Origin of the sequence: uncultured Xanthomonas sp., assembly GCF_964278005.1 — a bacterium.
Lineage (GTDB): Bacteria > Pseudomonadota > Gammaproteobacteria > Xanthomonadales > Xanthomonadaceae > Xanthomonas_A > Xanthomonas_A sontii.
The window spans coordinates 284,537-310,623 of the sequence record NZ_CAXYKF010000015.1 but is presented as its reverse complement, the minus strand read 5'-3'; the positions used below and the strand labels follow the sequence as shown (position 1 = coordinate 310,623).

Sequence of the window (26,087 nt, the reverse complement as noted above, 5' to 3'; positions counted from 1 at the left end):
CGTTCCGGCTCGCGATGCTGCGCAGCCTGATCGCGCTCAAGCCGCGCGACGTGCCGGTGCGCGTGGCCCTGCGCAACACCGCCGCGGTGGTCGCGCCGCTGGCGCTGGGCGTGGCCGCCGGCCATGCCGAGCTGGGCCTGGCGGTGTCCACCGGCGCGCTCAACACCATGTTCTCCGACCAGCCCGGCCCGTACCGCGCGCGGATGCAGCGCATGCTGATGGCCGCGCTGGCGGCAGGCGTGGCCGCGCTGCTGGGCATGCTGATCGGCGCGCACACCGTGGCGCTGGCGCTGAGCGCGCTGCTGCTCGGCCTCGGCGGCGGCCTGCTGGTGGCGCTGGGTCCGGTGGCGGCGCGGGTCGGGCTGACCAGCATGATCCTGCTGGTGGTCAGCGCCGACGTGCGCCTGCCGCCACTGCAGAGCGTCGGCGTGGCCACGCTGATCTTCGCCGGCGGCGTGCTGCAGATGCTGATGGCGCTGGCCGCCTGGCCGCTGCAGCGCTACCGCCCGGAACGCTTCGCCCTGGCCGACCTGATGCGGCAACTGGCCGGCATCGCCCGCCAGCGGCCCGGCGCGACCGCGGCGCCGCCGGCCACCGAAGCGGTGCTCGAGGCGATGGTGATGCTGCACGGCGAGCACCGCTCGCGCGGACGTGCGGTGCAGGCGTTCCGGGTCATCGCCGAGCTGTGCGAACGCGCGCGGCTGGAGCTGCTGACCCTGGCCGACCTGCACGGACGCCTGGACGCAGGGTCGCCCGCGCGGCTGCCGATCGAGCGCGTACTCGAACGCAGCGCGGTGGTGCTGGACCAGCTCGCGCACGCGCTGGACAGCGCCGAGGACCCAGACGCGGCCACCGCCTCGATGACCGGATTCGACGATCTGGTGGATGCGCTGGCGCAAGTGCAGGCGCAGACCGAGGACACCCGCGAACGCCGCCTGCTGCGCATCGCCGTGGCCCGTGCGCAGGGCCTGGGCGGCCAGCTGCGCGCGCTGGCGCGCAATGGCCGCTGGGCCAGCAGCCGCGGCGAGATCCAGGCCGAACTGGCCGAGGCGCAGTTGCCGGCGGCGCTGCGTCCACTGGCGCCGCTGCAGACCTTGCGGGCGAATCTGAAGCTGTCCTCGGTGGCGTTCCGCCACGCGCTGCGCTGCGGCGTGTGCCTGGCGCTGGCGGTGCTGTTCGCCCGCTGGCAGGCGATCCCGCACGGCTACTGGATCCCGATGACCACCGCGATCGTGCTGAAGCCGGATTTCGGCGGCACCCTCAGCTTCGGCGCGCTGCGCGTGGCCGGCACCTTCGGCGGGCTGCTGCTGGCCACCGTGCTGGCGCACTTCGTGATGGACGGGGCGGTGGTGCGGCTGCTGTTGCTGACCGTGTTCTGCCTGGGGTTCCGCCTGCTGACCCAGGTCAACTACGGGCTCGGCGTGGCCTGCCTGACCGGCATGCTGGTGCTGCTGCTGTCGTTCGAGGGCATGGCCCCGGGCGAGGCGATCGGCGAGCGCATCCAGGCCACCGTGCTCGGCAGCGCGCTGGCGCTGGCGGCCTACGCGCTGTGGCCGACCTGGGAACGCAAGCACATCCGCGCGATCCTGGCGCAGTTGCTGCTCGCCTACCGCGACCATCTCGATGCGGTGCTGGAAGGCCGCCTGCAGGCGCTGCCGGACACCCGCGCGGCCTCGCGCACCGCGCGCACCAACGCGCAGGCCTCGATCGAACGCCTGCGCGGCGAGCCGCGGCGCAAGCGCAACCTGCGCGAACTGACCCTGGCCGAATCGGTGCTGGCCAACGGCAACCGGCTGATCCGCGCCTCGCTGGCGCTGGAGGCGGTGCTGCGCGATGCGCCGCCGCTGCCGCCGTTGCCGGAACTGCAGCAGTTCCGGCAACAGGCGCATGCCGCACTGACCGAACTGGCCGAAAGCCTGCGCAGCGGCACGCCGCCGGCGCAGGCCAGCCTGCGCGCGGACGAGCGGCGCCTGGCCGAGGCGCTGGCCGCGCAGCCGCAGGACGGCAGCGACGGCGGCGCGCTGCCCGCGCTGGCCGACACCAGCGACCGCGTCGCCGACAGCGTCGGCACCCTGACCCACCTGGTCCGCAGCGCCTTGTTGCCGGCTGCCGCGGCCGCCAAGGAACAAACGCAGGTGACCGCGCGCCGCAGCGGATGAACGCGCCGTCGCCTCGCGCCGGCCGCGCATTCGCTGTTGCAGAGGTCCACGCGGCCGTGCCCCGCGCCATGCCATGCACTCACCTCCCGTCGTCCCACACGCTCTAGACTCTCGCCCTGCTTCCCGGAATCCAATGCCGATGAACGAGATCCTGTCCCGCCAGCACGCCATCGCCCTCGACGCCGCCGATCCGCTGCGGGCCCTGCGCCAGGAGTTCCTGTTCCCGCAGCACCAGGGCGCCGACCAGGCCTATTTCGTCGGCAACTCGCTGGGCCTGCAGCCGCGCGGCGCGCGCGCCGCGGTGCAGGAAGTGCTGGACAAGTGGTCGTCGCTGGCGGTGGAAGGCCATTTCAACGGCGACACCCAGTGGATGACCTACCACGAACTGCTGGCCGCGCCGCTGGCGCGCCTGGTCGGCGCGCACCCGCACGAAGTGGTGGCGATGAACACGCTGACGGTGAACCTGCACCTGCTCATGGTCAGCTTCTACCGGCCCACCCGCGAGCGCCCGGCGATCCTGATCGAGGCCGGCGCGTTCCCCTCCGACCAGCATGCGGTGGCCTCGCAGATCCGTTTCCACGGCTTCGACCCGGCCACCGACCTGATCGAAGTGCAGCCCGACGGCGCCGACGGCACCGTGTCGCTGGCGGCGATCGAGCGCGCCATCGCCGAGCACGGCCCGCGCCTGGCGCTGGTGCTGTGGCCGGGCGTGCAGTACCGCACCGGCCAGGCCTTCGACTTGGCCGCGGTGGCGCGGCTGGCGCGCGCGGCCGGCGCCGCGGTCGGCTTCGACCTGGCCCACGCCATCGGCAACGTGCCGCTGCACCTGCACGATGCCGCGCCGGACTTCGCGGTGTGGTGCCACTACAAATATCTCAACGCCGGCCCCGGCGCGGTCGCCGGCGCCTTCGTGCACGAACGCCACGGCCACGGCGACACCCCGCGCTTCGCCGGGTGGTGGGGCCACGACAAGCGCACCCGTTTCCGCATGGCGCCCGAATTCGTCGCCGCGCCCGGTGCCGACGGCTGGCAGCTGAGCAATCCGCCGATCCTGAGCATGGCCCCGCTGCGCGCCTCGCTGGACCTGTTCGAGCGTGCCGGGCTGGACGCGCTGCGGCAGAAATCGCAGCAACTGACCGGCTACCTGGAGACGCTGATCCGCGCCCGCCTGGCCGACACCCTGCAGATCATCACCCCGTCCGACCCGGCGCAACGCGGCTGCCAGTTGTCGCTGCGCGTGGCCGGCGGGCGGGAGCGCGGTCGCGCCCTGTTCGAGTACCTGCAATCGGTCGGCGTGCTCGGCGACTGGCGCGAGCCGGACGTGATCCGGATCAGCCCGGTGCCGCTGTACAACCGCTACCGCGACGTCTACCGCTTCGTCGAGGAAGTGGAAACCTGGGCCGGCGTCTGAGCCGCCTTCTTCGCGCGGCGGCCTGCCGCGCCTTCCGGACACCGCATTGAACGCATCCCCCCGCAGCATCACCCTGATCGGCGCCGGCCTGGCCGGCTCCCTGCTCGCCATCCTGCTCTCGCGCCAGGGCTGGCAGGTCACCGTCTACGAGCGTCGTGGCGACCCACGCGTGCACGATTACGAGCGCGGCCGCTCGATCAACCTGGCCCTGGCCGAACGCGGCCTGCACGCGCTGCGCCAGGCCGGCGCCGATGCCGCGGTGATGGCCAAGGCGGTGATGATGCGCGGGCGCATGGTGCATTTCGCCGACGGCCACCAGCAGTTGCAGCGCTATGGCCGCGACGACAGCGAGGTGATCTGGTCGGTCCACCGCAACGATCTCAACATCACCCTGTTGCAGCTGGCCGAGCAGGCCGGCGCGCGCATCCACTTCTACCGGCGCCTGCACACGGTGGATTTCGATGCCGGCTATGCGCGTTTCATCGACGACCGCGACGACCAGCCGCACGACATCCGCTTCGACAGCATGATCGGCGCCGACGGCGCCGGCTCGGCGCTGCGCGCGGCGATGCAGCGCAAGGCGCCGATGGCCGAGCACATCGAGTTCCTCGACCACTCGTACAAGGAACTGGAGATCCCGCCCGGCGCCGACGGCGGCTTCCGCATCGAAGCCAACGCCCTGCATATCTGGCCGCGCGGGCACTACATGTGCATCGCCCTGCCCAACCACGAAGGCACTTTCACCGTCACCCTGTTCCTGCCCAACAAGGGCGAGCCCAGCTTCGCCACCGTGCGCAACGGCGAGGAGGCGCTGGCGCTGTTCGCGCGCGATTTCGCCGATGCGCTGCCGCTGATGCCGCAACTGGCCGAGCACTGGGAGCAGCACCCGCCGGGCCTGCTCGGCACGCTGCGCCTGGAGCGATGGCACCTGGGCGGCCGCGCGGTGCTGCTGGGCGACGCCGCGCACGCGATGGTGCCGTTCCACGGGCAAGGCATGAACTGCGCGTTCGAGGATTGCGCGGCGCTGGCCGCGCACCTGCAGCGCGAGCCGGACCTGGCGCGCGCCTATGCCGCCTTCGAGGCCGAGCGTAAGCCCAATGCCGGCGCGATCCAGCAGATGGCGCTGGAGAACTACGTGGAAATGCGCGACCGCGTCGGCGACGCCGGCTTCCTGCTGCAGCGCGAACTCGGCCAGGCACTGCAGGCGCGGCATCCGACCCGCTTCGTGCCGCACTACACCATGGTCACCTTCCTGCGCACGCCGTACGCGCAGGCGCTGGAACGCAGCGAAGTGCAGCGCGACATCCTGGTCCAGGCCACGCAGGGCCACAGCGACCTGTCGCGGATCGACTGGAACTGGCTGGAGGGCATCGTGCACGCGCGGCTGGCACCGCTGGAGGGGGCGCATTGAACCGGCGTAGCCTATCCGGACACCCGCTCCTACAAGCATCCCCACGCTACTAGCCTCGCCTGCCTCGCACCATTCGATTCGTCATGCCAGACAGCTTCCTCTTCTACGACCTGGAAACCTTCGGCGCCGATCCGCGGCGCACGCGCATCGCGCAGTTCGCCGCGGTGCGCACCGATGCCGAGCTCAACGTGATCGAGGAGCCGATTAGTTTCTTCGTCAAGCCCGCCGACGACCTGCTGCCCTCGCCGGTCGCCACCCTGATCACCGGCATCGCCCCACAGCAGGCCTTGCGCGAGGGCGTCAGCGAAGCCGAGGCGTTCGCACGCATCGCCGAGCAGATGGCGCGGCCGCAGACCTGCACGCTGGGCTACAACTCGCTGCGCTTCGACGACGAGTTCGTGCGCCACGGCCTGTTCCGCAACTTCTACGATCCCTACGAACGCGAGTGGCGCAACGGCAACTCGCGCTGGGACCTGCTGGACATGCTGCGGCTGATGCACGCGCTGCGCCCGGAGGGCATCGTCTGGCCGCAGCGCGAGGACGGCGCCACCTCGTTCAAGCTGGAGCAACTGGCATTGGCCAACGGCGTGCGCGACGGCGATGCGCACGAAGCGCTGTCCGACGTCTATGCCACCATCGGCATGGCCCGGCACTTCCGCCGCAGCCAGCCGCGGCTGTGGGAGTACGCGCTGAAGCTGCGCGACAAGCGCTTCTGCGGCAGCCTGCTCGACGCGGTGGCGATGCAGCCGGTGCTGCACGTGTCGATGCGCTATCCGGCCGCGCGCCTGTGCGCGGCGCCGGTGCTGCCGCTGGCGCGGCATCCGCGCATCGACAGCCGGGTGCTGGTGTTCGACCTGGAAGGCGACATCGAGCCGCTGCTGCGCTATACGCCGGAACAGATCGCCGACCGCCTGTACACCCCGCAGGCCGACCTGCCCGAGGGCGAACAGCGTATCCCGCTCAAGGAAGTGCATCTGAACAAGGCACCGGCGCTGGTCGCCTGGGCGCACCTGCGCGAAGCGGATTTCGCCCGGCTGCGGCTGGACCCCGCGCAACTGCTGGCCAAGGCCGCGCGCCTGCGCGAGGCCGGCCCGGCGCTGGCCGAGAAGGTGCGGCGGGTGTTCGCCAGCGAGCGCGCCGCGGTACCGGCCGATGTCGACGCGTCGCTGTACGACGGCTTCCTGGCCGATGGCGACAAGCGCACGATGGCCCAGGTCCGCGCCACCCCACCGGCGCAACTGGCCGCGCTGGAAGGCCAGTTCCGCGATCCGCGCCTGCCCGAGCTGCTGTTCCGCTACCGCGCGCGCAACTGGCCGCAGAGCCTGTCCATCGCCGAACAGGCGCGCTGGGACGACTACCGGCGGCAGCGCCTGCAGCAGGACAGCGGCCTGTCCGAACTGAGCTTCGACGCCTTCTACGCGGAACTTGCCGCTTTACGCCTGGCTCACCCGCAGGATGCTACCAAGCAAGCCCTGCTCGACCAGTTGGCCGCCTGGGGCCACGACCTGCAACGCAGCCTATGACCAGCTATTTCAGCGACGCCAGCTTCAAGTTCCTGCGTGCCCTGGCACGGCACAACGACAAGGCCTGGTTCAACGACAACCGGCACAAGTACGAAGAACACGTGCGCCAGCCGTTCCTGCGCCTGATCACCGACCTGCAGCCGGACCTGGCCCAGGTCAGCGAGCATTTCCGCGCCGACCCGCGCGGCGTCGGCGGCTCGCTGTTCCGCATCCACCGCGACGCGCGCTTCTCCCACGACAAGTCGCCGTACAAGACCTGGCAGGGTGCGCGCCTGTTCCACGAGCGGCGCAAGCAGGTGCCGGCGCCGTCGTTCTACATCCACCTGCAGCCGGGCGAGAGCTTCGTCGGCGCCGGGCTGTGGCATCCGGAGCCGGACACGCAGCGCAAGGTGCGCCAGTTCATCTTCGACAATCCCGGCAGCTGGAAGGCCGCCGCGCATGCGCCGGCGCTGCGCCGCCGCTTCGACTTCGAGGAAAGCGAGATGCTGGTGCGGCCGCCGCGCGGCTTCCCGGCCGACTTCGAGTGCATCGACGACCTCAAGCACAAGAACTGGGTGTTCTGGCGCCAGCTCGACGACGCGACCATGACCGGCCCGCGGCTGCGCACGCAGGTCGCCGCCGACCTGCAGACGCTGGGCCCGTTCGTGGACTATCTGTGCGCGGCGCTGGACCTGGAGTTCTAGAACGGCAGTGCTTCCCCGTACAGCGGCGACAGGCATTCCCGGTCACGCGTCGCGGCTAATCCGCTCCTGCAGAACGCCCACACGCAAGGAGACATGCGATGAAGAAATGGCTGGCCTTGCTGTTCCTCGCCCTGCTCGCCCTCGGCGGCTACGTCGTCGCCGGACCCTACCTGGCCATCCGCGGCATCGACCAAGCGCTGCGCGAGCGCGATGCCGCGGCACTGGAGCGCTACGTCGACTTTCCCACCCTGCGGGTCAACCTCAAGGCCCAGGTGGACGATGCGCTGGTGCGCCGCGCCGGCCCCGACCTGCAGTCCAGCCTGTTCGGCGGGGCGCTGCTGTCGCTGGCCGGCGGCCTCGGCGGCATGAGCGTGGATGCGATGGTCACCCCGACCGGCATCGGCGCGCTGATGCAGGGCGACGCGCTGTGGAAACGCGCCAGCGGCGACACCGTCGGCGGCGATACCTACGCCGCGCCGCGCCCGCCACAACCACTGCGCCAGGCCGAACACCGCTTCGAATCGACCACGCGCTTCGTCGCCACCGTGCACACCGCCGACGGTACCGCCGTACCCTTCGTATTCACCCGCGAGGGCCTGCGCTGGAAGCTCAGCAACATCCTGTTGCCGTTGTAGGGCGACTTGCCATCGTCCTGGCGCGTGGTGTCGCCCGGGACCGCATGCATTGTCTCCCCCCGTCGTGCTTGCACCGGCGGCGGCATGGCGTGGACTGAACCGTCTGGCCGACGCAGCCATCCCCCGACAGCGCAGCCCCGGCTAACGCCCCCCGTCCGGCCCCGTCCTGCCCGCCAGCGCCTGCTGCACGCGCCGGAACGGCGTGCGCAGTTGCCAGCGCGCCGACCACGGCAGGCGGGCCAGGGCCGCGTGCGCATCCAGCGCCGGCAGTGCACCGGTCCAGGCGAACACCACATGGTTGTCCATCTGTGGCTCGTCCAGGCGCAGCACGCGGCCGCCGAACAGCGCGCGCAGATGCGCCAGGTGGCGGCGCGTGTCGGTGTCGTACAGGTTCACCGCCAGCACCCCGCCCGGCGCCAGCGCCGCGTGGCAGTCCTCGTAGAAGCCGCGGCTGAGCAGCGCGGCCGGGATGCCGTCGGCATCGTAGGCGTCGAGCAGCAGCAGGTCGTAGCGGTCGCGCCGTTGCCGCAACAACCGCGCGCCGTCGCCGTGCACGGCCTCGAAGCGCGCATCGTCGTCCGGGATGCGGAAGGCCGCGCGCAGGGCCAGCACGTCGGCGTCGGCCTCGATCGCCTCGATCCGCGCCTGCGGCAGGTGCCGATAGCAGAACTTGGCCTGCGAACCGCCGCCGAGGCCGACGATGCAGATCCGCCGCGGGTCCGGGCGCAGCAACAGCGCGGCGAGCATGCTGCGGGTGTAGCCCACCTGCAGCACGTCCGGCCACCAGGTGTACATGCGGCTCTGGGTCACCTCGCCCTTGAACTGCAGGCTGGTGTAGCGCCAGCCGTGGCGCACGTAAGGCCGCCCGGGACGCAGGTCGGCGGGCACGCCCGCTCCCTGCCGCAGCAGGCGGCGCAGCGCGGCCCAGCGGCCGCCGCCGGGCGCCGCATTCACGGCTTGGCGATGTCGTTGGCGACCCCGTGCGGCACATGCCCGGCGGCGACGCGCTCGCGGGCGGCGCTGTCGATGTTGTGCTGCGAATCGTCGAAGAAGATGTCCGCGCCGAAGGCCTGCAGGAACGGCCCCTTGTGGCGGCCGCCGAGGAACAGCGCCTCGTCCAGGCGCACGCCCCATTCGCGCAGGGTGCGGATCACCCGCTCGTGCGCCGGCGCGGAGCGCGCGGTGACCAGCGCGGTGCGGATCGGCGAGGCTTCGCCGGCCGGGAATGCGGACTGCAGCGCATGCAGCGCCGACAGGAAATTACGGAACGGCCCGCCGGTCAGCGGCTCGCGCGCGTTCTCGCGCTCGTAGCGGCCGAACGCTTCCACGCCCTGCTCGCGCGAGAAGCGCTCGCCCTCGTCGCCGAAGATCACCGCATCGCCGTCGAAGGCGATGCGCAGCTGGGTGGACAGGCGGTCGGCATCGATCGCGCCGGCGGCGGCGGCCGCTTCCTGCGCATGCTCGCCGGGCGGCTTGGGCAGGATGGTCGCCGCGGCGATGCCGTGGCTGAGCGCGCGGCGCACCGATTCCGGGTTGGCCGAGAGGAACAGATCGGTGCCGAACGGCTTGACGTAAGGCCAGGTCGCCTCACCGGAGGTGAAGGTGGCACGCACGATGCCCAGCCCATAGTGCTGGATCGAATTGAAGATGCGCAGCCCGGTGTCGGCGGAATTGCGCGACAGCAGGATCACCTCCACCGGCGGCGTCTCCGGCGGCGTGCCCTGGTTCAGCGCCAGCAGCTTGCGCACCACCGGAAACGCCACCCCGGGCGCCAGCACATCGTCCTCGCGCTCGCGCTGATACGCGCTGTACGCCTCCACCCCCTCCCGCTCGAACAGGGCATGGCCCTCTTCCAGATCGAACAGGGCGCGCGAGGTGACCGCGACGGTGAGCAGACGGGGGGAGTTGTCGGACATTTTGGGCTGTGACTGGGGAATCGGGAATGGGGAATAGGGAAAAGCGGTTTGCGGGCGTGGAAGTTATCCAGGGAAAGGGAATTGTCAGGAAACCGCTCTTGCGATTCCCCATTCCCGATTCCCCACTCCCCGCTCCTACACCATAAATTGCTCGCTCAAGATCCGCTCCTCCAGATTGTGCTCCGGATCGAACAGCAGGGTGACCAGGCGGTCGCGGGATTCGCGGATGGTGACTTCGACCACGTCGCGGGTCTCGTGCGAGTCGGCGGTGACGCTGACCGGGCGTTTGTACGGATCCAGCACGCGGAAGCGCACCTCGATGTCGGCCTTGAGGATCGCGCCGCGCCAGCGCCGCGGCCGGTACGGCGCGATCGGGGTCAGCGCCAGGGTGTGCGAGCCCAGCGGCAGGATCGGTCCGTGCGCGGAGGAGTTGTAGGCGGTGCTGCCGGCCGGGGTCGACACCAGCACGCCATCGCAGATCAGTTCATCGACCCGGGTCTGGCCGTTGAGATCGATGCTCACGTGCGCGGCCTGACGGGTCTGCCGCAGCAGCGAGACCTCGTTGTAGGCCAGCGAGCCGGTGGTGGCGCCGGATTCGGTCTGCGCCAGCATTTCCAGCGGGCGCAGCTTGGCCGGCTCGGCCAGGGCCAGGCGCGCGACCAGGTCGTCGTCGCGGAACTGGTTCATCAGGAAGCCGACCGTGCCCAGCTTCATGCCGAACACCGGCTTGCCCAGGCTGCCGTGGCGGTGCAGGGTCTGCAGCATGAAGCCGTCGCCGCCGAGCGCGCACAGCACATCGGCATCGGCCGGCTCGCAATCGCCGTAGCGCCCGACCAGTTGGGTACGCGCGTGCTGCGCCTCCGGCGCGACGCTGGCGAGGAAACAGATGCGGGGCGAGGACGGCAGGACGGAAGCATTCATGGCCCCGATCATACCCGGGGCGCCATGACCGGCGCGCGGCGGCGAACCGGCGGCACGCGCTTGCAGCCGAGGCAGCGGCCAATCCGCGGCAGTTGCATGCCGCGTCCGCACCGCGATGTGATGGGATCTGCGGCGACAGCCATTGCAGGCCGGTGCCCGGTACCGGGCCGAGTCGCTCCGCCCGCCTTATCTGCCGGACATGAAGTCGCGGCACGCAGTCTCCGTCGCCTGCTCCTGCATCGCCTGGCGCACCGATGCCGGCACCAACGGGCCCAGATGCTCCCGCACCTGCTGCGCCAGCTCCACGGATCGGATCTCGCCCATCCCCTCCTGCCTGCGCGCATCGGCCAGGCACAGCCAATACCAGGCGCGCGCCAGATCCCGGCACGGCTCCGGGCCGCAGGCCTGGATCCAGGCCAGTTCGGGTTCCCAGCCGGCACCCGAGCACCAGCCGGGACGGCTCCATTCGGCCAGCAGCGCGGCATGGTCCGGGATGGTGCCCACGCCGAGGAAGCGACGGCGGCCGTACGCGCGCATGGCCACGCTGCAGCCACGGATGTCCAGCCAGGTGCGGGCATAGACCGCACGCTTCAGTGCCGCCAGTGCCGCGGCCTGCTCGCCGTTGGCGTCCAGTTGCAGGAACAGCGCATACGCGGCATCGCCCACCGATTTCCTGGCAAGTGCACGCAAGCGTCGCAGGTCGCCCTGCCGTGCCTGCTGCAGCGCACGCTGCAGCCGCAGCTTCAGCGGAGGCTGCAGTGCCAGGAAGACGATCAACAACAGGAGCACCGCGGGGATGGCCAGGTACAGCATGTACGCCTCGAAATGCGGCGCTGCAGCCGTGTGCTCGCCCGATGGCGCGGATCGTATCAGCGCGGGCTGTCAGAATCCCGCGGCCTTGCGTGACGCCGTCGGTCGCCGCAGCGGTGCGCCGCCGGCCTGGCTCCAACGAAGAACGTGGGGCGAGCGCGGATCCCCGCCAAGGACGCGCGACAGCAATCGCCTGCCACGCGCCATGCGTCGCCATCGGGCGACGCGGTACCGCAGTGGGCCAGGCCCGCGCGCGCGGGCCTGGCCATCCGGCGCGATCGGTCAGACGCCGTGCGCCGCCAGCTGGCCGAGTCGCTGCACCGCCACCGACACCGTCGGGTAGTCCAGCGTCTTCTGCGCAGCCAGTTCCTGCAGCATGCTCAGGGTGAAGCGCAGGCTGCTGTCGTCGCGCTGCAGCCAGTGCTGCACCTTGGCTTCGGCGGTGCCGCCCGGCAGGCTCAGCGCCTGGCCGGCCAGCACGCCGTGGTGCTTGGCCAGTTCGTCGCGCAGCACGCCGCGGGCCACCGCATGCCAGCGGCCGTTGACCTCCAGCGCGTCGATCTGCTCGAACAGCCACGGCAACTGCAGCGCCTCGCCGAGGCGAAAGTGCACCTTCGACACCTCCACCGGCTTGAGCTTGCGGGTGCGCGCCATCTCGATGATGTCGAACGCCGGCTCCAGGAAGCGCAGTTCCGACAGCTGCTGGGCGAGCGCCGGCGGCAGGCCCTTGTCCTGCCACTCCTGCACCAGCGCCTCGTAGCGCGGACGCTGCGAATCGGGCAGCACGCCGGAGGCGACGCGGATATCGTTGAACGGCTCGTAGTAGCGCTCCACCGCGGCGGTGATGCCCGGCATCGGGCCCGGACGGAAAAGCAGCCAGCGCACGAAGGCGCGCTGCAGCGTCCAGATCACCTCCAGCGCGTCGATCTGCACCGACTCGGGCACCTTGCCGTCCAGCGCGTCGATCTGCGTCCACAGCGCGCGTGCATCCAGCGTCTCGCGGCTGATGGTGTAGGCCTTGGCGACCTCGGCGATGCTGCGGCCGGTGTCTTCCTGCATGCGCATCAGGAAGGTGGCGCCCATCCGGTTGATGGTGGTGTTGGTCACCGCGGTGGCGATGATCTCGCGCTTGAGGCGGTGCCGCTCCATCGCATCGGCGTACTTCTTCTGCAGCGGCTGCGGGAAGTAGCGCTGCAGTTCCTTGGACAGGTAGGGGTCCTCGGGGATGTCCGATTCCAGCAACTGCTGGAACGCCACCAGCTTGGAGTAGGACAGCAGCACCGCCAGTTCCGGCCGGGTCAGGCCCTGGCCACGCGCCTTGCGCGCGGAGATCTCCGCGTCCGAGGGCAGGTATTCGATCTGCCGGTCGAGCAGGCCCTGCGCCTCCAGGGTGCGGATGAAGTGCTGCTTGGAGCCCAGGCGGGTGACGCTCATCCGCTCCATCAGGCTCAGCGCCTGGTTCTGGCGGATGTTGTCCCACAGCACCAGCTCGGCCACTTCGTCGGTCATCGACGCCAGCAGCTTGTTGCGCGCGTCCAGGGTCAGCTTCTTGGCCTGCACCACGTCGTTGAGCAGGATCTTGATGTTGACCTCGTGGTCGGACGTATCCACGCCGGCCGAGTTGTCGATGAAGTCGGTGTTGAGCAGCACCCCGACCTGCGCGGCCTCGATGCGGCCGAGCTGGGTCAGGCCGAGGTTGCCGCCCTCGCCCACCACCTTGCAGCGCAGCTCGCCGCCGTTGACGCGCAGGCCGTTGTTGGCGCGGTCGCCGACGTCGCCGTGGGTCTCGCTGGCGGCCTTGACGTAGGTGCCGATGCCGCCGTTCCAGAACAGGTCCACCGGCGCCTTGAGGATGGCGTTCATCAGGTCGTTCGGCGAGAGTTGCTTGACGCCCGGCTCCAGGCCCAGCGCCTCGCGCACCGGCGCGCTGATCTCGATCGACTTGAGCGTGCGCGGGTAGATGCCGCCGCCGGCGCTGATCAGCTTGGCGTCGTAGTCGGCCCAGCTGGAGCGCGGCAGCTTGAACAGGCGCTCGCGCTCGGCGAAGGACGCCGCCGCGTCCGGGTTCGGGTCGAGGAAGATGTGGCGGTGGTCGAACGCGGCCAGCAGGCGGATGTGGCGCGACAGCAGCATGCCGTTGCCGAACACGTCGCCGGACATGTCGCCGATGCCCACGCAGGTGAAGTCCTCGCTCTGGCAGTCGCGGCCCAGCGCGCGGAAGTGGCGCTTGACCGACTCCCAGGCGCCGCGCGCGGTGATGCCCATGCCCTTGTGGTCGTAGCCGACCGAGCCGCCGGAGGCGAACGCATCGCCCAGCCAGAAGCCGTGGTCCAGCGCCAGGCCGTTGGCGATGTCGGAGAAGGTGGCCGTGCCCTTGTCGGCGGCGACCACCAGGTACGGATCGTCCTGGTCGTGGCGCACCACCTGCGGCGGCGGCACGATCTTGCCGCCGACGATGTTGTCGGTGATGTCCAGCAGGCCCTGGATGAACAGTTTGTAGCAGGCGATACCTTCGGCCAGCACCGCGTCGCGGTCGCCGCCGACCGGCGGGCGCTTGCAGAAGAAGCCGCCCTTGGCGCCGACCGGCACGATCACCGTGTTCTTGACCATCTGCGCCTTGACCAGGCCCAGCACCTCGGTGCGGAAGTCCTCGCGCCGGTCGGACCAGCGCAGGCCGCCACGCGCCACCGCGCCGAAGCGCAGGTGCACGCCTTCCACGCGCGGGCCGTACACGAAGATCTCGCGGTACGGACGCGGCTTGGGCAGGTCCGGCACCTTGGCCGAATCCAGCTTGAAGCTGATGCAGTGACCCAGCCCGCCATCGGCGGTGCGCTGGTAGTGGCTGGTGCGCAGGGTCGCCTCGATCACGCCCTTGAAGCTGCGCAGGATGCGGTCCTCGTCGAGGCTCGCCACCTGGTCGAACAGCTTCAGCAACGCGGCCGAGACCGCCTCCAGCTGCGCGTCGCGGCTGCCGCTGCGCGCATCGATCACCGGCTGCAGCGCCTTCAGCACCGCGGCATCGTCCTTGGCCAGCAGGTGCAGTTGCGCCGTCAGCGCGGCCTGTCCCTCGGCGATCTGCGCCTTGCTCTCGTTGCCGGTGGCCGGATCGAAGCGCGCCTCGAACAGCTCCACCAGCAGCCGCGCCAGCAGCGGATAGCGGTTGCAGGTCTCTTCAACGTAGGCCTGCGAGAACGGCACGCCGGTCTGCAGCAGGTACTTGCAGTAGCCGCGCAGCACCGCGACCTGGCGCCAGCTCAGGCTGGCACCGACGATCAGGCGGTTGAAGCCGTCGTTCTCGGCGTCGCCGCGCCAGATCCGCACGAACGCCTCGCACAGCGGCGCGTCGGCCGCGGCCACATCGATGCTGCCGGCCAGCGGCTCGACCTCGAAGTCCTGGATCGACAGCGGCGTGCCGTCGACCACCAGCCGGTACGGACGCTCGGAGATCACCCGCAGGCCCAGGTTCTCCATCATCGGCAGCACGTCCGACAGCGGCAGGTCGTCGTGCTGGCGGTACAGCTTCAGGCGCAGGCTGTCGGCGCCGTCGCGACGCAGCGCCTGCAGGCTCAGGTGCAGGTCTTCCGGACCGCGCAGCGCGGCCAGGCGTTCGACGTCGCGCGCGGCGATCTGCGCGGTCGACTCCTCGATGTAGCCGGCCGGCAGCGCGCGGCCGTAGCCGGCGGCCAGGCGCAGACCATCGCGCTCGCCGCAGCTGGCCACCAGCGCCTCGCGCAGGTCGTCGTGCCAGTTGCGCAGCAGGTGCGCCAGGCGCGATTCCAGTTCGGTGGTGTCGAACTCCAGCGCCTCGCCGGGCTTGGGCCGCACGATCATGTGCAGCTGCGCCAGCGGCGATTCGCCCAGCACCACGTTGGAATCGATGTACTCGCCGTGCAGCGCGTCCTTCAGCAAGGCCTCGATGCGCAGGCGCACGTCGGTGTTGAAACGCTCGCGCGGGATATACACCAGCGCGGAAATGAAGCGACCGTACTTGTCGCGGCGCAGGAACAGGCGGCTGCGCACCCGCTCCTGCAGGCCGAGAATGCCCATCGCGGTGCGGTACAGCTCTTCCTCGTTGGACTGGAACAGCTCCTCGCGCGGCAGCGTCTCCAGGATATGGCGCAGCGCCTTGCCGCTGTGGCTGCTCGGGGTCAGTTCGGACTTGCGCATCACGTAGTCGAAGCGCTCGCGCACCAGCGGGATCTCCCACGGGCGGCGGTTGTAGGCGCTGGAGGTGAACAGGCCAAGGAAGCGCTGTTCGGCGACGATGCGGCCCTTGGCGTCGAACTCCAGCACGCCGATGTAGTCCATGTAGCCGCTGCGGTGCACCCGCGAGCGCGCATTGGTCTTGGTCAGGATCAGCGCTTCCTTGGTACCGGACTCGCTGAGACCGTGTGCGGCCAGCGTGCGCACCGGCCGCGCCGGCGACTTGTCCTGCCCGCGCAGCAGGCCCAGGCCGCTGTCTTCCAGCGGCGCCAGCACGTCTTCGCCGCCCTGTTTCTCCACCCGGTATTCGCGGTAGCCGAAGAAGGTGAAATGGTCGGCCGCGGCCCAGCGCAGGAATTCCTGCGCCTCGCGCCGGCCCTTGTCGTCCACCGGCAGGCGCCGCGTGGTCAGGTCGTCGGCCAGCGCCAGCATCTTCTCGCGCATGCCGCCCCAGTCGCGCACGATGTTGCGCACCTCGCCGAGGATGCGCCGGATCGCCGCTTCCACCTGCGCCATGTCTTCCGGCGGCTGGCGGTCGATCTCCAGCGCCATCAGCGATTCCGCCTTGCCCTCGCCCACGTTCTCCAGCGTGCCGTTCTTGTCGCGCTGCATGCGCAGCACCGGGTGGCCGAGCACGTGCACGCCGATGCCCAGCTCGGCCAGCGCCATGCTCACCGAGTCGACCAGGAACGGCATGTCGTCGTTGACGATCTGCAGCACCGTGTGCGACGACTCCCAGCCGTCGTCCTTCAGGTTCGGGTTGAACACCCGCACGTTGACCGTCCCCGGCTTGCGCTTGCGTGCGAACTCCAGCATCGACGCGGCCAGCGCTGCCCACTCCTGCGCGCTGTGGTGGGGGAACTCGTCCTCCTCCATGCGCTTGTAGAACTCTTCGGCGAAGGTCTGCGCCTCCTCTTGGCGCACGGCCGGATAGCGCTTGCGCAGCGCCGCGAACACCGAGGCCAGGCTGAAGGCGCTGGCGGCGGGCGCCGCGTCGATCACCTTGGCGGTTGCCGGCACGGTCGCGGCCAGCCTGGGCGGCGTCGCGGCCTTGCGCGGGGCGGCGGCCTTGGCCGCAGGCTTGGCGGCCGCCTTGGTCTTGGCAGGCGCCTTGGCCGGCTTGGTGGCGGACGGGGTCGCGGAGGTGCGGGTGGCGGCCGAAGATTTGGAACGGGAAGCGGCGTGTTTGGGTTTCATGACGGAGAGCAGCAACGATGCTCGATGGGAAAGCCGGAATTGTACCGGTGCTCCGTTCAACTACCTTGCTGCATCGCAAACCAATGGAGCGGCCGCGGCGACGCGCCAGATCGCGCAAAGCGACCGCAACACCATCATCACGCGGCGGTCACCATGCTTTGCCGGCCACGCTGTTGTCAGCAAGAACACCCCTGTGTCAAGGCTGTTCTAATTCTAAACTGGACGGTATAGTCCACAATCGATGAGCACTCCCCTCGCCTCCGCCGCACAGCGCCAGGCGCGCGACCAGCGCGTGTACGCTGCCGTGCGCGAATTGCTGGCCGAGGAAGGCATGGGCCTGAGCATGGATGCAGTGGCGGCACGTGCCGGCTGCTCCAAGCAGACCCTGTACAGCCGCTACCGCAGCAAGCAGGGCCTGCTGCGGCGGGCGATGCAGGATCACCTGGACCTGGCCACCGCGCACCTGGAGCCGGTGCAGGACGACCTGCGCGGCAGCCTGCTGCGTTTCGCCTGCGAGTACCTGGAACAGCTGTCGGAACCGCGTGTGCTGCAGAGTTGCCAGCTGATCGCCGCCGAGTCGCGGCACTTCCCCGAAGAAGCGCGCGCCATGTTCCGCGACAGCGCCGGCGCGCTGATGCAGCGCCTGAGCGAGCGTCTGCGCGGCGCCATGGCGCGCGGCCAGCTCCGGCATGACGATCCGCACTTCATGGCCGAGCTGCTGTTGAGCATGATCGTCGGCATGGATTTCGAGCGTCAGCGCTTTCACAGCGCGCATCGCGGCGACGCCGCCGCGCAGCGCGCCTGGGCCGAGTTCGCCGTGGACGGCTTCTTGCGCGCGTTCGCCGCCGCCCCTTTCCTTCCTTCTACAAAACCAGACCGGAGTACCACCCGATGACCTCCCCGTTGCGTTCTCTCGCCCTGGCCTGCGCCGTCGTGGTGGTGTTGGCGTCCTGCAAGAAACAGGAGCAGCAGCAGGCCATGCCGCCGCCGGAAGTGGGCGTGCTGCAGGCGCAGCCGCAGACCGTGCCGCTTGAGCGCGAACTGGTCGGCCGCCTGTCCGCGTTCCGCAGCGCCGACGTGCGCGCCCGCGTGCCCGGCGTGCTGGAAAAGCGCCTGTACACCGAAGGCACCGACGTCAAGGAAGGCCAGCCGCTGTTCCAGATCGACCCGGCGCCGCTGCGTGCGACCCTGGCCTCGGCGCAGGGCCAGCTGGCCGCGGCCGAAGCCACCTACGCCAACGCCAAGGCCGCCGCCGCCCGCGCGCGCAGCCTGGCGCCGCAGGCCTACGTGTCCAAGTCCGACCTGGACAACGCCGAGGCCACCGAACGCAGCTCCGCCGCGTCGGTGCAGCAGGCCCGTGCGGCGGTGGAAACCGCGCGCATCAACCTCGGCTACGCCACCGTCACTGCGCCGATCGCCGGCCGCGCCGGCAAGCAGCAGGTCACCGAGGGCGCGCTGGTCGGCCAGGGCGACAGCACGCTGCTGACCACGATCGACCAGCTGGACCCGCTGTACGTCAACTTCTCGATGAGTTCCGACGAACTGGCGCAGCTGCGCCAGGCGCAGACCGAAGGCAACGTCGCCCTCAACGCCGAGGACAAGTCCACCGTGCAGATCAAGCTCGGCGACGGCAGCACCTATGCGCATGCCGGCACCCTGGACTTCTCCGGCGCTGCGGTCGACCCGAGCACCGGCTCGGTGACGCTGCGCGCGCTGCTGCCCAATCCGGACCGGGTGCTGCTGCCCGGCGCCTTCGTCAGCTTCTCGGCCAACCTGGGCCAGCGCAAGGACGTGTACCTGATCCCGCAGGCGGCCGTGCTGCGCGACGCCAAGGGCGCCTATGCGCTGGTCGTCGGCAAGGACAGCAAGGTGCTGCGCAAGGATCTGACCACGGTCGGCCAGCAGGGCGACAAGTGGATCGTCAGCGGCGGCCTGCAGAACGGCGACCAGGTCGTGGTCAGCGGCCTGCCCAAGGTCAAGGAAGGCGCACCGGCCGTGGCCAAGCCGTGGGATCCGAATGCCGCCGCCCAGGGCCAGGGCCCGGGTGCCGGCGCAGCGCCCGGCCAAGGTGCCCAAGGAGCCGCGGCGCCGGCCAAGGGCGCCGCCCCGGCGCAGGGCGCAGCGCACGGCGATGCGCCGAACGCCGCCTCGCCTTCCGACCAGCCGAAGCAGTAACGGACTCCCCCCATGCCTAAGTTCTTCATCGAACACCCGGTCTTCGCCTGGGTGGTGGCGATCCTGATCTCGCTCAGCGGCGTGATCGCCATCCTCAATCTCGGCGTCGAGTCGTATCCCTCGATCGCCCCACCCCAGGTCACCGTCAACGCCACCTATCCCGGCGCCAGCGCCAGCACCACCGAACGCTCGGTCACCCAGGTCATCGAGCAGCAGCTGACCGGCATCGACCACCTGCTGTACTTCAGCTCGTCGTCGTCCTCCAGCGGCAGCGCCACCATCACCCTGACCTTCGAGACCGGCACCGACCCGGACATCGCCCAGGTGCAGGTGCAGAACAAGGTGTCGCTGGCGACCCCGCGCCTGCCCTCGGAAGTGACCGCGCAGGGCGTGGTGGTGGCCAAGGCCAACGCCGGCTTCCTCAGCGTGATCGCGCTGCGTTCGGACAACCCGTCGATCGACCGCGACGCGCTCAACGACATCGTCGGGTCGCGCGTGCTGGAACAGATCTCGCGCGTGCCCGGCGTCGGCAGCACCCAGCAGTTCGGTGCCGAGTACGCCATGGACATCTGGTTGAACCCGGAGAAGCTGCAGGGTTACCACATGTCCGCCACGGACGTGTACAACGCGATCCGCGCGCAGAACGTGCAGTTCGCCGCCGGCTCGCTCGGTTCGGATCCGGCGCCGCAGGGCCAGTCGTTCACCGCCACGGTCAGCGCCGAGGGCCGCTTCACCTCGCCCGAGCAGTTCGAGAACATCATCCTGCGCGCCGACGGCAACGGCACCGTGGTGCGGCTGAAGGACGTGGCCCGGGTCGCGTTCGGCCCGACCAACTTCGGTTTCGACACCCAGTACAACGGCAAGCCGACCGGCGCCTTCGCCATCCAGCTGCTGCCGGGCGCCAATGCGCTGAGCGTGTCCGAGGCGGTCAAGGCCAAGATGGACGAGCTGCAGCCCAGCTTCCCGCAGGGCGTCACCTGGTTCACGCCGTACGAGAGCACCACCTTCGTCAAGATCTCGATCGAGGAAGTGGTCAAGACCCTGGCCGAGGCGATCGTGCTGGTGTTCCTGGTGATGCTGGTGTTCCTGCAGAACTTCCGCGCCACCATCATCCCCACCCTGGTCATCCCGGTGGCGCTGCTGGGCACCTTCCTGGGCATGTGGGCGATCGGCTTCACCATCAACCAGCTGACCCTGTTCGCGATGGTGCTGGCGATCGGCATCGTGGTCGACGACGCGATCGTGGTGATCGAGAACGTCGAACGCATCATGTCCGAGGAGCACCTGGCGCCGAAGGCGGCCACGCACAAGGCGATGACCCAGATCACCGGCGCGGTGGTGGCCATCACCGTGGTGCTGGCGGCGGTGTTCATTCCGTCGGCGATGCAGCCCGGCGCGGCCGGCGCGATCTACAAGCAGTTCGCGATCACCATCGCCATGTCGATGGCGTTCTCCGCCTTCCTGGCGCTGAGCTTCACCCCGGCGCTGTGTGCGGCGTTCCTCAAGCCCACCCACAACGACAACCCGAACTGGGTCTACCGCACCTTCAACAAGTACTACGACAAGCTGGCGCACCGCTACGTCGGCGCGGTGGGCAACACCATCCGCCGCGCGCCGCGCTGGATGGCGGTGTTCGCCCTGCTGGTGGTGCTGTGCGGCTTCCTGTTCACGCGCATGCCGGGCAGCTTCCTGCCGGAAGAGGACCAGGGCTTCGCGCTGGCGATCGTGCAGCTGCCGCCGGGTGCGACCAAGACCCGCACCAACGAGGTGTTCGCGCAGATGCGCGGCGTGCTGCAGCAGCAGAAGGCGGTCGAAGGCATGCTGCAGGTGGCCGGCTTCAGCTTCCTGGGCCGCGGCGAGAACGTGGGCATGGGCTTCATCCGACTCAAGCCCTGGGACGAGCGCGACATCGCCGCCGGCGACCTGATCCAGCAGTTGAACGGGATGTTCTACGGCATCAAGGACGCGCAGATCTTCGTGGTCAACCTGCCCACGGTGAACGGCCTGGGCCAGTTCGGCGGCTTCGACATGTGGCTGCAGGACCGCAGCGGCCAGGGCGAGGAAGCCCTGCTGCAGGCACGCAACATCGTGCTCGGCAAGGCCGCGCAGCGCCAGGACACCCTGGCCGGCGTGCGTCCGAACGGCCTGGAGAACTCGCCGCAACTGCAGTTGAAGGTGGACCGCGTGCAGGCGCAGTCGATGGGCCTGTCGGTCAACGACATCTACCAGTCGATCCAGCTGATGCTGGCGCCGGTGTACGTCAACGACTTCTTCTACGAAGGCCGCATCAAGCGCGTCAACATGCAGGCCGACGCGCCGTTCCGCACCGGTCCGGAGTCGCTGCGCAACTTCTATGTGCCCAGCAGCACCGCCTCCGATAGCAGCGGCCTGCCGCAGATGATCCCGCTGAGCACGGTGGTGAGCTCGGACTGGATCTACAGCTCGCCGTCGCTGAGCCGCTACAACGGCTACTCGGCGATCAACATCGTCGGCAACCCGGCGCCGGGCGGCAGTTCCGGCCAGGCGATGAGCGCGATGGAGGACATCGTCAACAACGACCTGCCGCCGGGCTTCGGCTTCGACTGGAGCGGCATGTCGTACCAGGAAATCATCGCCGGCAACACCGCCACGCTGCTGCTGGTGCTGTCGATCGTGGTGGTGTTCCTGTGCCTGGCGGCGCTGTACGAAAGCTGGTCGATCCCGGTGTCGGTGCTGCTGGTGGTGCCGATCGGCGTGCTCGGCGCGGTGGCGTTCTCGCTGCTGCGTGGCCTGCCCAACGACATCTACTTCAAGATCGGCCTGATCACGGTGATCGGCCTGGCCGCCAAGAACGCGATCCTGATCGTCGAGTTCGCGGTGGAGCAGCGGGCGATGGGCAAGACCCTGCGCGAGGCCGCGGCCGAGGCGGCGCACCTGCGTTTCCGTCCGATCCTGATGACCTCGTTCGCCTTCATCCTCGGCGTGCTGCCGATGGCGATCTCCACCGGCGCCGGCGCCAACGCTCGCCACGCCATCGGTACCGGCGTGATCGGCGGCATGCTGTTCGCCACCGTGCTGGGCGTGCTGTTCATCCCGCTGTTCTTCGTGATGGTGCGGCGCATGCTCGGCGACAAGCTGGACGAGCCGTCGAAGGAGTTCACGCAGATGCAGGAAGCCGGCCTGGCGCGGCATCAGCCGGATCGCTGAGGCGCCGGGATTGGGGATTCGGGAGTGGGGATTCGTGAATCCTCCTCTCGGACTTGATCCTTCCGCCTTGTAGAGGCAAACAAAGAGCGGCCGCAAGGCCGCTTTTTGTTGTCCGGGAATCTGGTCGGGAAGCGCGACCCAACACCCCATGCAGGCGGAGCGCTCCTTGAAGGCTGAGCGCTCCTTGTGGGAGGGACCTCAGTCCCGGCGCGTTGCAGCCCGAACCTCACTCATCCCTTTTCCACAAAAAGAAAAAGCGGCCTTGCGGCCGCTTCTCCTGATGCCTCAACCGATTCGGGAACCGGCGAATCCTCAGTCCCGAATCCCCACTCCCGGCCTCACCGCAACCCGGTCTCGTTACGCGCGATCACCAGGCGCTGGATCTCGCTGGTGCCTTCGTAGATCTCGGTGATCTTGGCATCGCGGAAGTAGCGCTCCAGCGGCATCTCCTTGGAATAGCCCATGCCGCCGTGGATCTGCACCGCCTGGTGGGTGATCCACATCGCCGCCTCGGAGGCGGTCAGCTTGGCCACCGAGGCCTCGGTGGTGAAGCGCTGGCCCTGCCCCTTCAGCCAGGCCGCGCGCAAGGTCAGCAGCAGCGCCGCGTCCAGCTTGCACTTCATGTCCGCGATCTTGGCCTGGGTCATCTGGAACGCGCCGATCGGCGAACCGAACGCCTTGCGCTCCTTCACGTACTCCAGGGTCGCCTCGTAGGCGGCGCGGGCCAGGCCGATCGCCTGCGAGGCGATGCCGATGCGGCCGGCGTCGAGCACGCTCATCGCGATCTTGAAGCCTTCGCCCGGCGTGCCCAGCACCTCGTCGGCGCTGGCCACGTAGTCCTGGAACTCGATCTCGCAGGTGGCCGAGGCGCGGATGCCGAGCTTGGGCTCGGTCTTGCCGCGGTGGAAGCCGGGCTTGTCGGTGTCGACCACGAAGGCGGTGATGCCGCGCGCGCCCTTGTCCGGCTCGCTCATCGCGAACAGCACGATGTACTTGGCGACCGGGCCGGAGGTGATCCAGCTCTTCTTGCCGTTGATGACGAAGCTGCCGTCGTCCTGGCGCACCGCGCGGCACCGCATCGCGGTGGCGTCGGAGCCGGACTGCGGCTCGGTCAGCGCGAAGGCGCCGATCTCGCGGCCCTCGGCGATGGCGCGCACGTATTTCTGCTTCTGTTCCTCGTTGCCGTTCTTGAGGATGCCGGCGCAGAACAGCGAGTTGTTGACCGACATGATGGTCGAATGCGCCGCATCGCCAGCGGCGATCTCGACCATCGCCAGCACATAGGCGATCGGGTCCATGCCGGCGCCGCCGTACTCTTCCGGCACCTCGATGCCCATCAGCCCGTTCTCGCCCAGCAGGCGGATGTTCTCCAGCGGGAACTCGCCGGCACGGTCGTGGTGCTCGGCGCTGGGGGCGATGCGCTCCTGGGCGATGCGCCGCGCCACGTCCTGGATCATCAATTGCTCTTCGGTAAAGCTGAAATCCACGTCGAACCCCTCCCGGGCATATTGGTCCGGCCATTGTAGCCGTGCCGACCATACGCCGGCGTGTGCAACTTGACCGGAACCGCCGCGCGGACCAAAATATCTCTATATCGCGATAGGAAGATATTTATGGATCTGGAGGACTGGTCGTCCCGGCTGAAGGTCTTCGCCGACGCCACCCGCGTGCGCCTGCTGGCACTGCTGGAACAGGAGGAGCTGACCGTGGCCGAGTTGTCGGCCATCACCCGCTTGGCGCAGCCGCGGGTCTCGACCCACCTGGCCAAGCTCAAGGAGGCCGGGCTGGTGCGCGACCGCCGCGCCGGCGTGTCGGCCTATTATCGCTTCGACGAGACCCTGCTGGACCCGGCCCAGCGCGCGCTGTGGCTGGCGCTGAGCACCGGCAGCGACGACCCGCTGCTGCGCCAGGACGCCGAGCGCGTGGCCGCGGTGCTGGCCAACCGCGCCGCCGACCAGAACTGGGCCGACTCGGTGGCCGGCGACATGGAGCGCCACTATTCGCCCGGCCGCACCTGGGAAGCGCTGGCACGCACCGCCCTGCCGCTGCTGGAGACCGGCGATGTGCTCGACATCGCCTCCGGCGACGGCGTGCTGGCCGAACTGGTGGCGCCGCACGCACGCCGCTATGTCTGCATCGACACCAGCGCACGGGTGGTGGCCGCGGCCAGCGAACGCCTGCGCCGGCTCGGCAACGTGGAAGTGCGGGAGGGCGACATGCATGCCCTGCCCTTCGCCGATGCCAGCTTCGACCTGGTGGTGATGATGCATGCCCTGACCTATGCGACCAAGCCGGCGCAGGCGGTCTGCGAATCGGCGCGGGTGCTGCGCCCGGGCGGCCGCCTGCTGCTGTGCAGCCTGGCGCGCCACGAGCACAAGGCCGCGGTGCAGGCCTACGGCCACGTCAACCTCGGCTTTTCGGCCAAGGAACTGCGCAAGTTCGTCGGCAAGGCCAGGCTCGAAGTCTCCAGCCTGGAAACCGTGACCCGCGAGAAGCGCCCGCCGCACTTCGAAGTGATTTCGTTGATTGCGGGGAAGCCGGGAATCGGGAGTGGGGAATCGGGAATCGAAAAAGCAACCGCCAAGGCCAAGGTGGCCGCAGGAGATGTCGCATGAGCGCCGTCGCTCCTCCCCCATTCCCCATTCCCCATTCCCCACTCCCGGCCTCCCAATGGCTCCACCCCCAGCGCGCCGAGGCGCTGCTGCAGGCCCTGTCCGAGCGGATCCTGATCATCGATGGCGCGATGGGCACGATGATCCAGCGCCATGGGCTGCAGGAGGCCGATTACCGCGGCGAGCGCTTCGCCGAGGGCTACGACGCGCAGGCCGCACACGTGCACGGCCCCGGCTGCGACCACGCGCCGCAGGGCCACGACCTGAAGGGCAACAACGACCTGTTGCTGCTGACCCGGCCGGAGGTGATCGCCGAGATCCACCGCGCCTACCTCGACGCCGGCGCCGACCTGCTCGAGACCAATACCTTCAACGCGACGTCGATCAGCCAGGCCGACTACCACCTGGAACACCTGGTCTACGAACTCAACAAGGCCGGCGCGCAGGTCGCGCGTGCCTGCTGCGACGCGGTCGAAGCGCTGACGCCGGACAAGCCGCGGTTCGTGATCGGCGTGCTCGGCCCGACCAGCCGCACCGCCTCGATCAGTCCGGACGTCAACGACCCCGGCTTCCGCAACACCAGCTTCGACGAGCTGCGCTCCACCTACCGCGAGGCCATCGACGGCCTGATCGACGGCGGCGCAGACACGCTGATGGTGGAGACCATCTTCGACACGCTCAACGCCAAGGCCGCGCTGTACGCGATCGAGGAGGTGTTCGACGCACGCGGCGGGCGCCTGCCGGTGATGATCTCCGGCACCATCACCGACGCCTCCGGCCGCACCCTGTCCGGGCAGACCGCCGAAGCGTTCTATGCCTCGGTCGCGCACGGGCGGCCGCTCTCGGTCGGGCTGAACTGCGCGCTCGGCGCCAAGGACCTGCGGCCGCACGTGGAGACCCTGGCGCGGATCGCCGATGGCTACGTCAGCGCGCATCCCAACGCCGGCCTGCCCAACGCCTTCGGCGAGTACGACGAGACCCCCGAGGAAATGGCGGCGACGCTGCGCGAGTTCGCAGAGTCCGGGCTGCTGAACCTGGTCGGCGGCTGCTGCGGCACCACCCCGGCGCACATCCGCGCCATCGCCGAGGCCGTGCGCGGGCTGCCGCCGCGCGTGCCGCTGGCGGCGCCGGCGCAGGCCGCCTGATGTCCGTCGCGCGCACGCCCGCCGCCCCCGCCCGCGCAGTCCTGCGCGGGCACGCTGCCGCCTGCGCGTGCGCCGGCACCTCCCCGTTTCCGGAACGCTG

At 69.7% G+C, this 26,087-nt stretch carries 17 protein-coding genes; 11 read left to right on the top strand and 6 right to left on the bottom strand.

All coding sequences use genetic code 11. The features are described from left to right. Positions 1-14: 14 nt before the first annotated feature. The 6 genes from ACHWVH_RS09815 to ACHWVH_RS09790 all read left to right on the top strand — a co-directional run bounded on the left by ACHWVH_RS09815 (position 15) and on the right by ACHWVH_RS09790 (position 7,822). Positions 15-2,159 (top strand): FUSC family protein, encoded by a 2,145-nt coding sequence (locus ACHWVH_RS09815; RefSeq protein WP_295925851.1) that lies wholly within the window; start codon positions 15-17, stop codon positions 2,157-2,159. Between the two features lie 139 nt (positions 2,160-2,298). Next, entirely contained in the window at positions 2,299-3,570 is a 1,272-nt protein-coding gene (kynU, locus tag ACHWVH_RS09810) for a kynureninase (protein ID WP_150409250.1), read from the top strand. A 46-nt stretch (positions 3,571-3,616) separates the two neighbouring features. Further along, positions 3,617-4,981, top strand: coding sequence for an NAD(P)/FAD-dependent oxidoreductase (locus ACHWVH_RS09805; protein ID WP_295925846.1), 1,365 nt, complete (start codon positions 3,617-3,619; stop codon positions 4,979-4,981). A gap of 83 nt (positions 4,982-5,064) precedes the next feature. After that, positions 5,065-6,504, top strand: coding sequence for an exodeoxyribonuclease I (sbcB, locus tag ACHWVH_RS09800; protein WP_295925843.1), 1,440 nt, complete (start codon positions 5,065-5,067; stop codon positions 6,502-6,504). Continuing rightward, the gene (locus ACHWVH_RS09795; RefSeq protein ID WP_017908451.1) at positions 6,501-7,187 is read left to right on the top strand and encodes a DUF2461 domain-containing protein; all 687 of its coding nucleotides are present in this window, start codon (positions 6,501-6,503) and stop codon (positions 7,185-7,187) included. Before sbcB ends, ACHWVH_RS09795 begins: the two co-directional genes overlap by 4 nt. Before the next feature lie 98 nt (positions 7,188-7,285). Next, a complete protein-coding gene (locus tag ACHWVH_RS09790; protein WP_017914979.1) occupies positions 7,286-7,822 on the top strand; it encodes a DUF2939 domain-containing protein in 537 nt (178 codons plus the stop codon). A gap of 141 nt (positions 7,823-7,963) precedes the next feature. On the opposite strand, the gene ACHWVH_RS09785 is transcribed toward ACHWVH_RS09790, so the two are convergent. From ACHWVH_RS09785 to ACHWVH_RS09765, 5 genes are all read right to left on the bottom strand, one after another. Further along, a complete protein-coding gene (locus tag ACHWVH_RS09785; RefSeq protein ID WP_295925841.1) occupies positions 7,964-8,776 on the bottom strand; it encodes a fused MFS/spermidine synthase in 813 nt (270 codons plus the stop codon). Further along, positions 8,773-9,738 (bottom strand): 5'-nucleotidase, encoded by a 966-nt coding sequence (locus tag ACHWVH_RS09780; protein ID WP_017907609.1) that lies wholly within the window; start codon positions 9,736-9,738, stop codon positions 8,773-8,775. The genes ACHWVH_RS09785 and ACHWVH_RS09780 overlap by 4 nt, the downstream gene beginning before the upstream one ends. A 135-nt stretch (positions 9,739-9,873) precedes the next feature. Then, positions 9,874-10,644, bottom strand: coding sequence for an NAD kinase (locus tag ACHWVH_RS09775; protein ID WP_026143327.1), 771 nt, complete (start codon positions 10,642-10,644; stop codon positions 9,874-9,876). Positions 10,645-10,845: 201 nt separating this feature from the next. Further along, positions 10,846-11,472: a hypothetical protein gene (locus ACHWVH_RS09770; RefSeq protein WP_394687060.1), complete on the bottom strand. Its 627-nt coding sequence runs from the start codon at positions 11,470-11,472 to the stop codon at positions 10,846-10,848. A 279-nt stretch (positions 11,473-11,751) separates the two neighbouring features. Continuing rightward, positions 11,752-16,692 carry an NAD-glutamate dehydrogenase gene (locus tag ACHWVH_RS09765; RefSeq protein WP_394687175.1) on the bottom strand — a complete coding sequence of 1,647 codons (4,941 nt, stop codon included), beginning with the start codon at positions 16,690-16,692 and terminating at the stop codon, positions 11,752-11,754. A gap of 418 nt (positions 16,693-17,110) precedes the next feature. On the opposite strand from ACHWVH_RS09765, the gene ACHWVH_RS09760 reads away from it, so the two are divergent. The 3 genes from ACHWVH_RS09760 to ACHWVH_RS09750 are packed head-to-tail and all read left to right on the top strand — an operon-like array spanning position 17,111 to position 22,230. Then, entirely contained in the window at positions 17,111-17,764 is a 654-nt protein-coding gene (locus tag ACHWVH_RS09760) for a TetR/AcrR family transcriptional regulator (protein ID WP_017907605.1), read from the top strand. After that, entirely contained in the window at positions 17,761-19,044 is a 1,284-nt protein-coding gene (locus ACHWVH_RS09755; RefSeq protein WP_267101887.1) for an efflux RND transporter periplasmic adaptor subunit, read from the top strand. Before ACHWVH_RS09760 ends, ACHWVH_RS09755 begins: the two co-directional genes overlap by 4 nt. A 12-nt stretch (positions 19,045-19,056) precedes the next feature. Then, a complete protein-coding gene (locus tag ACHWVH_RS09750; RefSeq protein ID WP_017907603.1) occupies positions 19,057-22,230 on the top strand; it encodes a multidrug efflux RND transporter permease subunit in 3,174 nt (1,057 codons plus the stop codon). Positions 22,231-22,568: 338 nt separating this feature from the next. Here ACHWVH_RS09750 and ACHWVH_RS09745 read toward each other — a convergent pair whose 3' ends face one another. Beyond that, positions 22,569-23,717 (bottom strand): acyl-CoA dehydrogenase family protein, encoded by a 1,149-nt coding sequence (locus ACHWVH_RS09745; RefSeq protein WP_017907602.1) that lies wholly within the window; start codon positions 23,715-23,717, stop codon positions 22,569-22,571. 126 nt (positions 23,718-23,843) lie between these two features. Between ACHWVH_RS09745 and ACHWVH_RS09740 the strand changes: the two genes are divergently transcribed. Next, complete coding sequence (locus ACHWVH_RS09740; protein ID WP_295925834.1) at positions 23,844-24,845, top strand: metalloregulator ArsR/SmtB family transcription factor; 1,002 nt, start codon at positions 23,844-23,846, stop codon at positions 24,843-24,845. Next, complete coding sequence (locus tag ACHWVH_RS09735) at positions 24,842-25,987, top strand: homocysteine S-methyltransferase family protein (RefSeq protein ID WP_394687059.1); 1,146 nt, start codon at positions 24,842-24,844, stop codon at positions 25,985-25,987. Before ACHWVH_RS09740 ends, ACHWVH_RS09735 begins: the two co-directional genes overlap by 4 nt. Positions 25,988-26,087 lie beyond the last annotated feature (100 nt).

Excerpts from the sequence above, each read along its gene's own strand:
- ACHWVH_RS09750 (WP_017907603.1), top strand. The coding sequence starts at position 19,057 with ATGCCTAAGTTCTTCATCGAACACCCGGTCTTCGCCTGGGTGGTGGCG.
- ACHWVH_RS09790 (WP_017914979.1), top strand. The coding sequence starts at position 7,286 with ATGAAGAAATGGCTGGCCTTGCTGTTCCTCGCCCTGCTCGCCCTCGGC.
- ACHWVH_RS09780 (WP_017907609.1), bottom strand. The coding sequence starts at position 9,738 with ATGTCCGACAACTCCCCCCGTCTGCTCACCGTCGCGGTCACCTCGCGC.
- ACHWVH_RS09795 (WP_017908451.1), top strand. The coding sequence starts at position 6,501 with ATGACCAGCTATTTCAGCGACGCCAGCTTCAAGTTCCTGCGTGCCCTG.
- ACHWVH_RS09815 (WP_295925851.1), top strand. The coding sequence starts at position 15 with ATGCTGCGCAGCCTGATCGCGCTCAAGCCGCGCGACGTGCCGGTGCGC.
- ACHWVH_RS09755 (WP_267101887.1), top strand. The coding sequence starts at position 17,761 with ATGACCTCCCCGTTGCGTTCTCTCGCCCTGGCCTGCGCCGTCGTGGTG.
- kynU (WP_150409250.1), top strand. The coding sequence starts at position 2,299 with ATGAACGAGATCCTGTCCCGCCAGCACGCCATCGCCCTCGACGCCGCC.
- sbcB (WP_295925843.1), top strand. The coding sequence starts at position 5,065 with ATGCCAGACAGCTTCCTCTTCTACGACCTGGAAACCTTCGGCGCCGAT.
- ACHWVH_RS09735 (WP_394687059.1), top strand. The coding sequence starts at position 24,842 with ATGAGCGCCGTCGCTCCTCCCCCATTCCCCATTCCCCATTCCCCACTC.
- ACHWVH_RS09760 (WP_017907605.1), top strand. The coding sequence starts at position 17,111 with ATGAGCACTCCCCTCGCCTCCGCCGCACAGCGCCAGGCGCGCGACCAG.
- ACHWVH_RS09770 (WP_394687060.1), bottom strand. The coding sequence starts at position 11,472 with ATGCTGTACCTGGCCATCCCCGCGGTGCTCCTGTTGTTGATCGTCTTC.
- ACHWVH_RS09740 (WP_295925834.1), top strand. The coding sequence starts at position 23,844 with ATGGATCTGGAGGACTGGTCGTCCCGGCTGAAGGTCTTCGCCGACGCC.